Source organism: Rhizobacter sp. LjRoot28, assembly GCF_964253025.1.
GTDB lineage: Bacteria > Pseudomonadota > Gammaproteobacteria > Burkholderiales > Burkholderiaceae_C > Rhizobacter.
Genome location: NZ_CAXUQC020000001.1, coordinates 3,814,931 through 3,829,336, shown reverse-complemented (window position 1 = coordinate 3,829,336; position 14,406 = coordinate 3,814,931). Strand labels below are relative to the sequence as shown.

13 protein-coding genes are annotated in these 14,406 nt (G+C 69.8%); 5 read left to right on the top strand and 8 right to left on the bottom strand.

The window, feature by feature from the left end:
• Positions 1–8: 8 nt before the first annotated feature.
• Positions 9–1,649, bottom strand: coding sequence for an alpha-amylase family protein (locus ACSQ2F_RS17475; RefSeq protein ID WP_436025119.1), 1,641 nt, complete (start codon positions 1,647–1,649; stop codon positions 9–11).
• A 190-nt stretch (positions 1,650–1,839) separates the two neighbouring features.
• Between ACSQ2F_RS17475 and ACSQ2F_RS17470 the strand changes: the two genes are divergently transcribed.
• Positions 1,840–3,336, top strand: a complete 1,497-nt coding sequence (locus tag ACSQ2F_RS17470; RefSeq protein ID WP_436025117.1) for a hypothetical protein — start codon at positions 1,840–1,842, stop codon at positions 3,334–3,336.
• Between the two features lie 56 nt (positions 3,337–3,392).
• Positions 3,393–3,821 carry a hypothetical protein gene (locus tag ACSQ2F_RS17465; RefSeq protein WP_436025115.1) on the top strand — a complete coding sequence of 143 codons (429 nt, stop codon included), beginning with the start codon at positions 3,393–3,395 and terminating at the stop codon, positions 3,819–3,821.
• 16 nt (positions 3,822–3,837) lie between these two features.
• Here ACSQ2F_RS17465 and ACSQ2F_RS17460 read toward each other — a convergent pair whose 3' ends face one another.
• Complete coding sequence (locus ACSQ2F_RS17460) at positions 3,838–4,170, bottom strand: four-helix bundle copper-binding protein (RefSeq protein ID WP_436025113.1); 333 nt, start codon at positions 4,168–4,170, stop codon at positions 3,838–3,840.
• Between the two features lie 86 nt (positions 4,171–4,256).
• The gene (locus tag ACSQ2F_RS17455) at positions 4,257–4,517 is read right to left on the bottom strand and encodes a hypothetical protein (RefSeq protein ID WP_436025111.1); all 261 of its coding nucleotides are present in this window, start codon (positions 4,515–4,517) and stop codon (positions 4,257–4,259) included.
• A 595-nt stretch (positions 4,518–5,112) separates the two neighbouring features.
• Between ACSQ2F_RS17455 and ACSQ2F_RS17450 the strand changes: the two genes are divergently transcribed.
• Positions 5,113–6,501 (top strand): L-serine ammonia-lyase, encoded by a 1,389-nt coding sequence (locus ACSQ2F_RS17450; protein WP_436025109.1) that lies wholly within the window; start codon positions 5,113–5,115, stop codon positions 6,499–6,501.
• Between the two features lie 131 nt (positions 6,502–6,632).
• On the opposite strand, the gene ACSQ2F_RS17445 is transcribed toward ACSQ2F_RS17450, so the two are convergent.
• From ACSQ2F_RS17445 to ACSQ2F_RS17430, 4 genes are all read right to left on the bottom strand, one after another.
• Positions 6,633–7,235: a hypothetical protein gene (locus tag ACSQ2F_RS17445; protein ID WP_436025107.1), complete on the bottom strand. Its 603-nt coding sequence runs from the start codon at positions 7,233–7,235 to the stop codon at positions 6,633–6,635.
• 37 nt (positions 7,236–7,272) lie between these two features.
• Entirely contained in the window at positions 7,273–9,006 is a 1,734-nt protein-coding gene (locus tag ACSQ2F_RS17440) for a hypothetical protein (RefSeq protein WP_436025105.1), read from the bottom strand.
• A 190-nt stretch (positions 9,007–9,196) separates the two neighbouring features.
• Positions 9,197–9,943, bottom strand: a complete 747-nt coding sequence (gene map, locus ACSQ2F_RS17435; RefSeq protein WP_436025103.1) for a type I methionyl aminopeptidase — start codon at positions 9,941–9,943, stop codon at positions 9,197–9,199.
• A 94-nt stretch (positions 9,944–10,037) separates the two neighbouring features.
• Positions 10,038–11,006: an AraC family transcriptional regulator N-terminal domain-containing protein gene (locus ACSQ2F_RS17430; protein WP_436025101.1), complete on the bottom strand. Its 969-nt coding sequence runs from the start codon at positions 11,004–11,006 to the stop codon at positions 10,038–10,040.
• Positions 11,007–11,148: 142 nt separating this feature from the next.
• On the opposite strand from ACSQ2F_RS17430, the gene ACSQ2F_RS17425 reads away from it, so the two are divergent.
• On the top strand, positions 11,149–12,009 hold the full coding sequence (locus ACSQ2F_RS17425; protein WP_436025099.1) for an SDR family oxidoreductase: 861 nt from the start codon (positions 11,149–11,151) through the stop codon (positions 12,007–12,009).
• 118 nt (positions 12,010–12,127) lie between these two features.
• Here ACSQ2F_RS17425 and ACSQ2F_RS17420 read toward each other — a convergent pair whose 3' ends face one another.
• On the bottom strand, positions 12,128–13,927 hold the full coding sequence (locus ACSQ2F_RS17420) for a cellulase family glycosylhydrolase (RefSeq protein WP_436025097.1): 1,800 nt from the start codon (positions 13,925–13,927) through the stop codon (positions 12,128–12,130).
• Positions 13,928–14,167: 240 nt separating this feature from the next.
• On the opposite strand from ACSQ2F_RS17420, the gene ACSQ2F_RS17415 reads away from it, so the two are divergent.
• A complete protein-coding gene (locus ACSQ2F_RS17415; RefSeq protein WP_436025095.1) occupies positions 14,168–14,398 on the top strand; it encodes a DUF2789 domain-containing protein in 231 nt (76 codons plus the stop codon).
• Positions 14,399–14,406 lie beyond the last annotated feature (8 nt).

Below are 14,406 nucleotides of genomic sequence, written 5' to 3'. Positions count from 1 at the left end.
CCGAACCCTCATTCGCCGGCTCGGCACCTCAGCCAGCGGTAGCCGTAGGGGCCGAGCGCCACCTCGAACCGGCCGTCGTCTCCCAGCTCGACACGGTGGCCCTCCAGCAGGTCCTGAACGCCCCGGATGCCGGACTCGGGCTCCACCAGCTGCAGCGTCACGCGCTTGGGCGAGGGCCCGAAGTTGTGCACGGCGTAGACGGCGACCCCTTCGTGGTGGCAGCCGTGCGCCAGCACCGCCGGGTCCCCGGTGTCCAGGAAGCTGCAGTCGCCGAGGCCGAAGGTGGCGTACTCCTTGCGGCGCCGGATGAGCCGCTCGAGCCAGTTGAGCAGCGAGTCGGCATCGTGGCGCTGCTGCTCCACGTTCACGTGCTGGTACGCGTATTCGCCTTCGCTGATCACGGGCAGGGCCAGCGCCTCGGCCGGGCCGGTCGAGAAGCCGGCATTGGCCAGCGCGTTCCACTGCATCGGGGTGCGCACGGCCTCCCGGTCAGGCAGGCTCAGGTCGTCGCCCATGCCGATCTCGTCGCCGTAGCGCATCACCGGCGTGCCGGGCAAGGTCAGCATGAGGCTGTGCGCCATCTCCAGGCGGCGGCGGTCATTGCCCAGCATCGGCGCCAGGCGCCGGCGCAACCCGCGGTCGTAGAGCTGCATGTCGGGGTCGGGGCCGAAGGCCTTGAAGACCTCCTGGCGCTCGCCCTCCTTCAGGCGACCGAGGTCCAGCTCGTCGTGGCTGCGCAGGAAGTTGTTCCACTGGCAGCCCGCCGGCAGCGGCGGCAGCTGCTCCCAGGCCTGGCGCACGGGCGTGCCGTCCTGCCGTGCCAGCGCCAGGAACAGGTGCTGGTTGACCCAGAAGTTGAAGGACATGTGGATCTTGTCGCCGTCACCGAAGTACGGTGGCACTTCCTCCGGCGGCAGGTTCGCCTCGGCCATCAGGCAGATGTCGCCGCACAAGGTCTGCACGTGATGGCGCAGCTCGCGCAGGTAGTCGTGCGGATCGGCCTGGCCCTCGATCGGCAGGTTCTTGTGCTCGATGAGGAAAGGGAGGGCGTCGATGCGGAACCCGGTCACGCCGAGCTCCATCCAGAAGCCCGTGATCTTCTCGATCTCGCGCCGAACCGCCGGGTTGCCGATGTTGAGCTCGGCCTGATGATCGTAGAAGCGGTGGAAGTAATAGGCCTTGGCCTCCCGGTCCCAGGTCCACGTGGTGTTCTGCTCCCCCGGGAATACCGTGCCCTCGGCCGCATCGGCCGGCTTGGTGTCGGACCAGACGTAGAAGTCCCGGAACGGCGAGGAGGGATCGCTGCGCGCGGCCTGGAACCAGGGGTGGTCGATCGAGGTGTGGTTGACGACCAGGTCGATCATCACCCGGATGCCCTTGTCGCGCGCACAGCGCGAGAACACCACGAAGTCGCCGAGCGTGCCCAAACGCGGGTCGACGTTGTAGTAGTCGGTGATGTCGTAGCCGTTGTCCCGCCAGGGCGAAGGGTGGAAGGGCTGCAGCCACACGCAATCGACATTGAGGCCGGCCAGGTACTGGAGCTTGTCGGTGAGACCGATGAAGTCGCCGATGCCGTCGCCGTTACCGTCCGCGAAGGTCTTGACGTCGAGGCAGTACAGCAGCGCATTCTTGTACCAGTGTTCAGCCATGGGGACTCCTGTAGGGCACGCCGTGCCGGGTTGCGGCCAGCCTGTTGGCACGTGGCATGCCCACGCCTGGAACCATGCTCCGCCGCCGTGTCGCCGCCTCGGGTCGGCCCTAGCTGGGGCCGGCGACAGCTCGCCGAAGTTGCCATGTCTTTCTAGACTGCCGCGAGCCAGAGAACCGACCGGAGTCACCATGAGCCTAGCCCTCGATACCTCGCACCGCATGCGCGCCCAGACGCCGCCTCCCACCCCCAAGCCGACGTCGACGCCCACGCCCACGCCCACGCCAACCCAGGCGGCGAATCCTGCCAAGCCGCCGGTCGATCCGGTGGAGCCGGCCCGCCAGGCGGTCGTCAAGCGCCTGGACCAGAACGGCTGGTTCAACGACACCACCCATGACGAGCTGCGCGAGATCAACAGCGAGGTGCACAAGCTTGCACCCTCCGACCGCAATGCCCTGGTCTCCAAGCTGAGCGACGACGAGCTCAAGACGTGGGCCGGTGAAGTCGGCAGCCATGGCGTGCTCGGCACGGGCGGACTCGAGCGCGACGAACGCAAGGCGCTCTTCGACGACCTCGCCAAGGGGCTCGACGGCCAGCAGCTGGCGCGCGTGTCCAAGGCGTTCAACGGCGAAGTGGAGGCCAAGGAGCTGGGTGATGCGATCGCCGCTCAGTCGACGCCGCAAGCGCGCCGCGAATTCGTCCAGGCCATGGCGGGACGCGTGGAGAACGACCCGCAGGCCGCGGTACAGGTCGCCAAGGCGATCGGCGGCCTGAAGGGCCATGGCGCCGAGGTCGACGCGGCGCTGGGCGCGCTGTCGGACAGCCAGCTGAGCGCCGTCATCAAGGCCGCCAAGCAGGAGTGGAGCCACACCAGCGTCACCCCCATGGGAGGCGGCAGCCTGACGGTCACCTACGACGTCGCACCGCTCACCTCCATGCTCGACGCGGTGGCCACGGGCCGCAACGCCGACGCCAAGGCGAAGGTCTTCGAGTACGCCGCCAAGGAACTCAAGGCCATCTCCGAGACGAACAGCGGCCTCGGCATTGCGGTGATCAAGAAGGGCGCCGAGGAAGCCATCACCCAGTCGCTGTCCGGCCTCGTCACCAGCGACACCAACGGCGTGATGCGTTCACTGGAGTCGAACTTCCGCGAGGGCCGGGGCATCACGACCTTCAGCGAGCAGATGATCCGCCAGGGACGCAACGGCGAACTCAAGGTGATCATCGAGCAGCTGCGCCTCGGCAACGATGGCAAGGGCGATCCGGTGAAGCGCTTCGAGGCCACCGAAGGCGCGGGCAACGAGCGCAACGCCCAGACCCTGGGCTACTTCGTCGGGTCGATCTACTCCGGCGTGAGCGCCATCAACCGCAACATCGACAAGCAGGCCGGCATGGTGAAGGCCATCTTCGGCGCCTCGCTGTCGGGCGGCAAGGACGTGGCCGGCATGTGGCTGAGCAGCGGGGCGAAGGGCGCCGTGGGCGTGCTGGTGGCCACTGCCGGCGCGGTGGGCATCGTGGCCACCGATCAGATCGCGCGCGACATGAAGGCCGGCAACAAGGATCTGCGCGAGGGCTTGTCCGAACTGGCCTTCCCCCGCGACGCGCAGGGCCGGAAGTACGAGGGCGAGGAAGCCGAGACGGCGTACGATGCGGCAGTGTCCCGCGTCATCACCGCCAACAGCCCCTGACCTTGCGACCGGTTGCCCGCCTTCTTGCCTCGCCTGCACGCGCCTTCACGCTGGCCATGAGTGTTGCTGCCTCCATGCTCTCCGGCTGCGACAGCCCGCGTCCCGCCGAGCCGCCGCCCGTGATGCCCGAGGCGGTTCCGGCGCGGGTGCCCGGCGACATCAGCTCCGAACGGCTGTCGCTGGTGGTCGACGAGGTGCAGGAGGCGCTGAAACCCCGCTTCGGCGTGCTCGATCCCGCCACGTTCCGCGTGCCGGCCGGCCTCGGCTGGCCGGCGATCGAGCGCTTCTATGGCGCCGCGCTCGCCGGCCGCATGGAGCCGGTGAAGGACGTGTACCGCGAAGGGCGGCGGCACCGCCTCGGCGTCTGGTCGGCCAACGGCCGGCCCGGCCAGGACATGCTGGCCGTGGCTTACGTCGAGACGCCCGTCTCCGGGCAGGTGCCCGGCCATGGCGTGCTGGTGCTGCTCACGCCACGCCGGCCCTGAAGCCCGGCGTCGACGGTCAAGCCGCCATCCGGGCGCATTCGTCCGCGCAGGCGCGGCAGGCCGTGGCACAGGCCTGGCAATGGTCCGCCTCGTGCTTGCCGCATTCGTCGCCGCAGGCCCGGCAAACGTCAGCGCAGACCTTGCACAGGGCGCCCGCGAAGGTGCTGCCTCGGGCCATGAAGCCCGCCGCCATGCGGCACAGGGCGGCGCAGTCGATGTCGAGGGCGATGCAGCGCGCCATCATCTTGACGTCCTGTTCCTGAAGGCAGGCCGCGGCGCAACGGTCGCAGGCATCGGCGCAGGCGTTGCAAGCGTCGATGCAGGCTTGGTGGGTGGAGGTCGTGGCCATGGATGTCCTTTCGGTGAAGACGGGATGGAATGGCAGGGCGTTCGGCCTGAAGCGCGTCCGCGCGGCTCGGGCCACGCGGGTCGGGATCAGCTTTGGCGCGACAGATCCGGCATGCCGGGGCGCACTTCGTCGTCTCCGTCGGCGAGGGTGACCGTCCGGGCCCCGGCGGGGTCGGCGCTGCCGTTGCGGAGGTCCGGGGCGGTCCGGGTGCCCAGTTCCGAGGCGTCCCCTTCGAACAGGGGGCCATCCGGCTCGACGCTGTGCGCCGCGGTGCGGGCAACCTTGGAGAGCCAGCGGGCGGTGAGGCCGACCGCGGCAAGCGTGAGAGTGAGGCGCATGAGGGACATGGTGGCTCCGTAGGTGAATGACAGGGGCGGCAGGATGCCGGCCGTGGCGTTTGGGCGCCCCCGCAGTGAGGCAAGCGACAGACCCGGGGCCGCCGGCCGGGCGATTCGTTCCATTCGGCGCAACGGCTTGTTGCGACAGGGGGCCTTTTTCCGAGCGCCCGGGTTTCCTACAGTGACGTTCAACCTCCGTCACCTTGTCTGCGCCCCGCCATGAAGGACCTGTTCCAACCCCAGAACCGCCTGTTCGCGCTGACCGTGCTGGTCGCGGCGCTCAGCGCCCTGGTCACGACCTTGCCGGACGCACTCCGGAACTGAACGGGCCGGCCGGCCCGGCTTGATCCTCCGCAACACTTGCCCCGATCGGTCGAACCGTTCGGGACCGGCACGCTCCACCGATGTCCATGGGAGCGAACGGTCGCTCCCGCCACCGGAGGAATGCAGAAGGCGGGATTCAAGCCCATTCCCCTGGGCCACTGACTGCCGGGTCGGACCAGCACCCGGGCGCCCGCATTGCGAGCGGGGCCATGCACGCTGCGGCGTGCGCGCCTACCATCGGCCCATGGGGAGCCTCTGGCACCCCGCCGCTGGAGTTGCCATGGCCGTGAGCGTCTTCGACCTGTTCAAGATCGGCATCGGTCCGTCGAGTTCGCACACCGTCGGGCCGATGCGGGCCGCCCGCATGTTCATGCATGCGCTCGCCGACTGCGGGCGGCTGTCCGACACGGCTCGCATGCAGGTCGCCCTGTACGGCTCGCTCGGCGCCACCGGCCGGGGCCACGGCACGGACAAGGCCGTCCTCCTCGGCCTGTGCGGCCACGAGCCGGACCGTGTGGACGTCGACCGCATCCCCGTGCTGCTCGACGCCATCCGGGCACGAGGCTCCGTGGGCGCCGACGGCGGCCCCACCATCCCCTTCCACGAGCGCGACGACCTGATCTTCCATCGCCGGGAAGTCCTGCCCTTCCACACCAACGGCATGCGCTTCACCGCCACGGACGCCGCGGGCCAGCCGGTCTGCGAGCGCACCTACTACTCGGTCGGCGGCGGGTTCGTCGTCAGCGAGCAGGTGGCGGCAGACGGGAGCCGGCAGAAGGCCATCGCGCCGGACACCACCGTGCTGCCGCTGCCCTTCCACAGTGGCGACGAACTGCTGGCGCTGACCGCCGCGCAGGGCTGCAGCATCGCGGAGGTGATGCGCCGCAACGAACGCCATTGGCGGCCGGACGACGCCACCCGCAGCGGGCTGCTGAAGATCTGGGCCACCATGCAGGCCTGCGTCGACCGGGGCTGCCGGACCGAGGGCGTCCTGCCCGGCGGCTTTCGTGTGCGCCGACGCGCGGCAGGCCTGGCCGCCGCCCTGCGCCAGGCCGCGCCCCCGGCGGTGGACCCGCTGATCGTCATGGAATGGGTGAACCTCTATGCGCTGGCGGTGAACGAGGAGAACGCCGCCGGCGGCCGGGTCGTCACCGCGCCCACCAACGGCGCGGCCGGGATCGTCCCGGCCGTACTGCACTACTACCGCGACTTCGTCCCCGGCGCGTGCGACGACGGCGTGGTGGACTTCCTGCTCACCGCCGCGGCCATCGGCATCCTCTACAAGGAGAACGCCTCCATCTCCGGCGCCGAGGTGGGCTGCCAGGGCGAAGTGGGTGTGGCCTGCTCGATGGCCGCCGCCGGCTTGTGCGCGTTGCTCGGCGGCTCGCCAGCCCAGGTCGAGAACGCGGCCGAGATCGGCATGGAACACCACCTCGGCCTGACCTGCGACCCGGTCGGCGGACTGGTGCAGATCCCGTGCATCGAACGCAATGCCGTGGCGGCCGTCAAGGCCATCAACGCCGCACGCATGGCCCTGCGCGGCGACGGCACCCACCACGTCAGCCTCGACAAGGTCATCAAGACCATGCGGGAAACCGGTGCCGACATGATGAGCAAGTACAAGGAGACTGCCCGCGGCGGGCTGGCGGTGAACATCGTGGAGTGCTGAGGGAGCAGGGTGAGGGCCATGGGCTGGCCTGAGGCCTTGGCCGATGGACTGCATCCCGCAGCCACCGACGCCGATGAACGAGTGGCCTCCGCGCGAAGCCCCGGGTGCGCCGGGATTCCGGATGGCCTGGCTCAGAGCCGGATCAGGCGCGCCACGTGGCCGGCCTCTCGGGCGGCGCTGTCGGCGTAGAGGTTCCACGCGCCTGGTCCCTGTGCGCGCAGGTGCGGGCTGGTCCAGGTCTCGTGCGCATCGGGCGACTCGATGCGGGTGCTCAAGGTGCGGGCGTCGATGAGCAGGAGACTGAACTGTGTCGGGGCGCGCGCGGCGCGGTGTTGAGCCTCCGTCTGCACACGCAACGCGTAGAGGTCGTCGCCGAGCCACGTGCCTGCTTCTGCCGTGAGAGGGGCGCCAGCGGCATCGCGGGGCACGGCCACCTGCTGGCCCTCGATCCAGGGCGCTGCGCCGCCGTGGTTCCAGCGCATCCACAGGATGGCCCGTCGGCGGTCGTGCTCGCTGCGGTCGATGGCCAGCAGGCCGGACCGCAGGCTCACCTGGATGAAGTCCTGATCCGCGTGGCGGATGTCGCAGCCGGCCTCCCGCCACGACTCGAACCCTGCCGCGGCAAGCCAGGGGACCAGGCGCTCGAGCAGGGCGCCTTCCCCGGATGCGTCGGCGGCGTCGAGCGCCTCGAGGAGGGCATGGGCTTCGAGTGCGGTCTCACAGGGCGCGTTCATGGGGCCACATCATGGACCCGGGCAGGCGCCGATGGTGTCAGAACCACCCTTTGACCCCGTCGACCCAGCCGGACACGGTGTTCGCGACCGCGTCCCGGGCCCCGGAAATCTGGGCCCCGTAGGCCACTCCGACGCCGACCACCAGGCCGGCGGCGGCGCCGACGACCGTGCCCACCCCGGGCACCACCGAACCGACCAGTGCGCCGGTGCCCATGGCCGCGGCCACCGAGGTCACCGCCACGCCGGTGTCGGCGACCACGTTGCCGATGGCCTGGGAGTCGCCCTTGGCAAGCCCGTCGCGGTTCTCGTAGGCAGAGACGCCAGCACCGATGGCCGCACCCACCACCGAGGCGCCGCCCACCCGCGTGGCGAGTGATCGGGCGCTTGCGCCGAAGGCGATGCTCGTCTCTGCGGCGGCCTGCGGTGCGACCCGGGCCGCCGTGGTCGTGGCGATCCGCTGCACGCCCGCGCCGGCCGCACGGTCGATCATGGGGGTGACGACCCGTTCGCCGGCGGCAGCGAGCGCGCCAGTGCCCGCGCCGAACACCGTGTGCCCCGCCAGGTCGCGCAGGTCCCTTCCGGTCAGTTGGCCGTCGCTTCCCACCCGCACCGTGGTGATCGCCGCTGCGCCCAGCGCCCCGTAGAGCCCGCCCTGGCGCGCCGTCGGCAGTTCGATGGTGGGCAGCGGCTGAAGCGAGCCGCGCGGGACGCCATATTCCTTGCCGAGGGTCCGCATCGTGCGTTCCGGAGTGCCCGCGTGCTCGGCGTTGTACGCGCCGCCCGCGGCTCTCGCGTCGAAGGCATCGGCGTCACCGCCCGCCTGCACATGCTGCTGGCGGAGCGACTCGACGTGTGCATCCCGAAGCGCATCGCGGTCGGTCATGATCTGGCGGAAATCCTGGATGGAGTAAGCCCGGTCACCGATGATGAAGCGACGGCCCGTCTCGTCGCCGCCAATCTGCTGCGAAAGCACGTCGAGCTTTTCGGGCGTGACCAGCTTGTCGAAGTGCGGTCCCGTGGCCACCATGTGGAAGCTGAGGGCGCGGGGATCGGCCTCGGTGCCACGTGCCAGCCAATCGGCCTGGCGGGCCAGCTGCGTCGACTTGCCCGATTCCTCTGCCGCCCGGGTCTTGTCGACCTCCTGGGACAGGGTGCCCGGATTGGACTTCGCGCTGCGAAGGTTGAGCACCTGGTCTTCAGTGCGGTAGTACACATCGGCGTCGACCTTCGGGACGTCGGGTGCCGGCAGTCCGGTTCGACCGGTGCCGCCGTTCTGCCGCGGGTCGTAGGCCACGCGCGTGCCGTCGGCCAGTGGCGCGCGGTCCAGCACATCGGCCGTGGCATGGAGCTGGGCCAGCGCCCCGGAAAAGACACCATCGTTCTTCTGGGTGGCGAGCGTGTAGACCGCCTGGCGGAAGTCCTCGTTGAGGTGAGGGTCCAGCCGTCCGTCGAGCACCGCGTTGCCCAGCCGCTCGAGCACCATCCTGACCTGATGCGATTGTTCGGGCGACAGGTCGGTCCGCTCGGTGGCGGTTCGCACATTGGTTGCGGCGGCCGCGATGGCCTGGGCCTTCACGCCGGCGTTCGCCGGTGCGGTCTTCTCCGCCAGCGCCCAGCCCAGTTCAGCACGACGCACCGGGTCTCGAACGCCTTGCGCAGCGTCGCGCGCCGCCTGCGCGGCGGTCGCCGCAGCGGCGGTGCTGCTTGCGTCGCTGTCGTCGGGGCGGGGTGGGCGCGCGGTACGCGCAGCCAGGCGGTCGATCGTTTCCATCGTCAGTGCACCTTGCGAGCTTCGGGTCGTGCAAGGTTAGGCACTGCGCCAGGGCCTGACACCTGTCGCCGACCCCAGCTGGGGTCGACCCCAGGCCCTGCTGCGGATGTCGCCGTTCACCACTGCAGGGCAAGCCGCCGGCGGCGATCCGGCCTGCCCGAGAACGGCCCGTCGGCGGCGGCCCTCGGGCTCAGTGCCGGGTGACGACGATCGGTTCACCCCGGGTGATGATCATCGTGTGCTCGTACTGCGCGGACAGGTTGCCCTTGACCCCGGCCAGCGTCCACCCATCCGACGTTTCGTTCACCACCCGGCTGCGCGTGGACAGGAAGGGCTCGATCGTGATGACCATGCCTTCGGCCAGCAGGCGCTTGTCGGTCGGGTCGAAGTAGCCGGCGATGTGCTCGGGCGCTTCGTGCAGCGCGCGTCCGACGCCATGGCTTCCCAGGTTCTCGATGACCTTGAAGCCGTAGGTCTTCGCCGTGCGCTCGATGGCCGCGCCGATGCCGCTGATGGGCCGGCCGGCACGCGCCTGCTTCATCGCCTGGTCGAGGGCGGTGCGGGTTGCATGGCAGAGGCGGGTCTTCTGCGGGGTGGTGGGCGGCACGACGATGGTGCCGCCGGTGTCGGCGAAGTAGCCGCCGAGTTCAGCCGAAACGTCGACGTTGAGGACGTCGCCCGCACGGATGACGCGATCGCCCGGAATGCCGTGGGCCGCCTCCTCGTTGATGCTGATGCAGGTGGCGCCGGGGAAGTCGTAGGTCAGCTGCGGGGCGGAGCGTGCGCCTTGCCGTTCAAGCAGCCGTGCGCCGAGCGCGTCGAGTTCGCGGGTCGTCATGCCGGGCTCGGCCGCGTCCAGCATCTCCTGCAGCACGGCCGACACGATGCGCCCGATGCGTTTGAGGGCGGCGACGTCGTCTTCGGTCTCGATGGTCATGGAAGGTCCTGTATGAAGCCAGCAGCCTACCCGAATGGTGCAGGCCCTGTGGCCGGCGTGGCGGTCAGGCGCAGACGTCCGTTCTCGAGCCGGCTCAGGCAGGGCGCCGTGCGATGTGGTCGAGGGCGGGGGCGACGCCTGTGGCGCGCGTCCGGTTCTCCGATCGGGCCGCGCCCATCGCGGCCTTGCGGCCGCCTGCGACCGCGTCCCGTCCGGGGGACGCGCCGAACATGCGGTGGTAGTCCCGGGTGAAGTGCGGAACGCTGGCGTAGCCCACGTCGAATGCCGCATGGCGCGCGGGCCGACCTTCCTGTCGCATCAGGCGGCGCGCTTCGACCAGGCGCAGCTGCTTTTGAAACTGGCCGGGTGTGAGCGACGTCATCGCCTTGAAGTGCCGATGGAACGCAGTCAGGCTCATGTGCGCGGCCTCGGCCAGCGCCTGCACGGGCAGCGGTTCGCGGTAGCGCTCGCGCAGCAGGCGGATGGCCGCGCCCACGCGGGCCGCGCAGGCGTCCGGTGCCGCCAGTCCCCGCAGCGCGGGGCCGTGCGGACCGACCATCAACCAGTAGTGAAGCTCGCGCGAGATGCCGGCGTGCAGGAGCGGGATGGCTTCGGGGCGGTCGAGCAATCGAACCAGTCGGGCGACGCAGTCGAGCACCGCGGCCTGTGCGTCCTCGACGAACAGCCGTCCGTCCACCGAGGAGGCAGGCGTCTGCGGATGGAGGCCGGTGACCACCTCGCGCAGCAGGCCGGCATCGAGTTCGATGGCCACGGCGACGTACGGCTCCGCCGGGCTTGCGCGCGCGATCCGACCCGTCACCGCGATGTCGGCCGTGACCAGCACCGAGTCCCCCGCTTGCACGGTGCGCGCCTGATGGCCGACGGTCATGTGCTTCTCGCCCTGGAGCACCAGGCACACGAGCGGCTGGTAGACGGAATGCATGGCGCCGCTCGGACGCCAGGCGCGCATCATCCGCAGCCCGGGAACCGGCGTGCGCACCAATCCGTCCGCATCCGCGTGAGCGGCGGCAAAGGCGATGACGGCGTCGACGAGGGCTTGCATGGTGAAGGAAAAGGTTAGCAGAGGCCACGGTGCGCGACGTGCCATCGGCAGGATCCGGCAAGTCCCAGGCAGTCCGCGGCAACTGCATGAGCGCAAGGCTTCCTAAGCTCGGATCCATGCCTCACTCTCCAAGGAGATCACGATGAACCCCTTTCGCAACCCTTCCCTGTCGCGCCGCAGGATGCTCGCCGCTTCAGCGATGGCGCCCGCCCTGGTGGCCGGCAATTCCCGCGCCGCGCCAGCGGCCTCCTCGGCGACCGCGCCCGGCGGGGCGGATGGGCGAGTCGCCATCGTGACCGGCTCCTCGCGCGGCATCGGCGCGGCAACGGCCCGACGCCTGGCCCGCGACGGACACGCGGTCGCAGTCAACTACCTCGTCAATGCCGAGCTCGCCGCCGGCGTGGTGCGCGACATCGAACGTGCCGGAGGTCGGGCGATCGCCGTCCAGGCCGACGTCAGCGACCGGCAAGCGGTGCAGCGGCTGTTCGATGCCACCGAGCGCGCATTTGGTGGCGTCGACGTGGTGGTGAGCAATGCCGGCATCATGCGCCTGGCGCCGCTGCGGGACATGACGGACAGCGACTTCGAGCGCATGCTGGACGTCAACCAGAAGGGCAGCTTCTTCGTGCTGCGCGAAGGGGCGCGACGGGTGCGCGATGGCGGCCGCATCATCGCGCTGTCGTCGAGCATCACCCAGCTGCGCTCGGCCACCTATGGCCCCTACGCTGCGACCAAGGGTGCCCAGGACCTCTATGCCAGTGTGCTCGCCAAGGAGCTCGAAGGGCGCCGGATCTCCGTGAACGCCGTTGCGCCGGGGCTGGTCAACACCACGCTCTTCACGGACGGGAAGACGCCTCAGCAGATTGCGGGCTTCGTGCAGCGCACGCCGCACAAGCGGCTCGGCGAGCCCGCCGACATTGCCGACGTGATCGGCACCCTGTGCAGTGCGGACGGTGGCTGGATCAATGGACAGACCGTCTATGCGAACGGGGGCGTGGTCTGAGGGCCACGTTGCCTGCTTGGCCCGCATGAGGAGGCGAGCCTGTCGCGCATGAGCTCGCCAACGCGCCGACGTGCGCGCCGGGCCGAGCGTCATGCAGGCGCCCGGCCCGGGTCAGGCCTCAGCGGGCCGTGACCGTGCAGGTGCGTCCGGCCCAGCGGAGGTTGGACACCGTCGGCAGGCTGCCGTTGAAGTTGCCGTTGAAGCCGACGCTCACCGAGCCTTTCGCCGGCACGGTGGCGTTGTAGGACGCGGGCGAGGCGCTGGCGCTGGTGCCGCTCGCCGTCACCGTGCCGTTCCACGCGTTGCTGATGGTGACCGGGCTGCTGTAGTTCCAGCTGAGCTGCCAGCCGTTGATGGGCGCCGTGCCGTTGTTGGTCAGCACCACGTTGGCGGTGAAGCCGTTGTTCCAGCTGTTGGCGGTCTGGTAGCTCACGCTGCAGGCCGCGGCCGAGGTGGCGCCGGCCTGGGTGACCGTCACGGCGGCCGGCGTCAGGCCGGTGCCGGCGATGCGGAACTGGGCCGAGAGGTCGGTGGACGGCGCCGCGGCCGGCCCGGCGAAGACGACGTTCTGCGCGACGTTCCAGTTGGCCGGCGTGAACGTGAGGGTGGCGCCCGAACGAACGACCAGTGCGGTCGAGCCGGAGGCGCGGGCCACGCTCACCGAGACGTTGGCGGTCGGTGCACGAGTGAGCTTCACGGCCACCGACGCGGTGCCGCCGGCGGGGATGGCCACGCTCGTGCGGTCAGGCTGAACGGCAGGCTGTGTCGGGGCGCCGCCACCACAGTCGGTGGTGCAAAGCGGCGACTGGATCTTCGCGAGCTCCGTCTGCTTGGCCTGGACCACGGTGGTCCAGTCGTCCGCCAGCAGTCCACCCGTGTCACCGGAGTTCGGGTTCCAGCTCCAGAACGTCCACTGGATGTTGGGATTGCGCTGCAGGTAGCCGACGAGGGTGCTGAACCACGTGCGGTCGGAGGCGGTTCCGAGCTTGGAGCCGAATTCGCCGAGGAGGACGGGGGCGATGTTCTCCCGTGCCAGGTAGCCCCAGTGCGTGTCCCACACCGATTCCAGGTTGGCCGGGTAGTTGGGCGCCTGGAACCAGGTCTGACCGTAGACGGAGGAAGGGTAGTCGTGCGCCGAGTACACGAGCCTGTTCGGCACGTTGAGGGTTACGGGCGCCGTGCGGGCGCCCGCCAGATGGCCGCCCCACCAGTACGTGTCGCCGTTGTAGGCGTCCACGCCCTCGACGACGATGAGCCAGTTCGGGTTTTCGGCCAGGATGGCGTTGCCGGCCCGTTGGGCGGCGAGGCGCCAGTCACGGGCCGTGTCACCGCAACCCCAGCATGCCGCCCCGTGCGGCTCGTTGTGCAGGTCGGCGCCGATGACGTTCGGGTTCGCCTTGTAGCGCCGGGCGAGCGCCACCCAGTCGCTGATCCACTTCGACTCGGGCACCTCGTTGGTGTACCAGAGTTCGGACTGGGCGGCGGCCGTCGGGCGGTGGCGGTCGAGCAGGATGCGCAGGCCGATCTGGGTTGCGTACGCGATGACCTTGTCCATGACCTGGATGGAGCTCAAGCCTTGCAGGTCCGGGTTCTGCGCATAGTCGATGCCGTTGGGCATCGCCGTGAACACGTCGTTGCTGTAGGGCAGGCGGATGGTGTTGTAGCCGAGGGCCTTGATCTGGTCGAGCATGCCCTTGTACGAGCGCTGCCACAGGCCGTGCACCGTGTGATTGCCGGTCTCGAAGCCGAACCAGTTGACGCCGGCCATGCGCACCGGCTGGTTGTCCGCATCGAGGATGCGGGCGCCGCTGGTGTGCCAGGGGCCGCGCCCCGCCGCATCGGCCGGCGAAACGGACGCGACCGCGGCCAGGCACAGCGTGGCGATGGCGACGGGCTTGGTGAGGAACGACAGCTGCATGGTGAGTCTCCGTGTGGGTTGGGCTGTTGGGTCGCCCGATCGGAATGACTCTAGGCCGGGCGCGACCGCTCGGCAATCCCGAGCACCGCAGAAGCCCTGCCGCCGGCGCGGTAGCGTATCGGCGCGAAAGCGGATGAAAGCGCGTGTGTCGCATGCCGTGGCCGCAACACGCCGTCGTCCTACAGGTTGGACGCCGCCCTTGTTCTACGCTCGGCTCGACACATCGCTGAGGAGCCCCGCATGGAAACCATGAACCACGAATTCCACGAACTGTTCGAGCAACTCGGCCTGCCTTCGTCCGAGTCGGACATCCGTGCCTTCATCGAAAGCCACCGTCCGCTGCCTGGCGACGTCAAGGTGACCGAGGCGCCGTTCTGGACGGACTCCCAAGCCGGCTTGCTGAAGGAACTGCTGCTCGACGATGCCGATTGGGCGGTGGTCGTGGACCAGCTCAACGTTGCCCTGCATTGAGCGGCTGG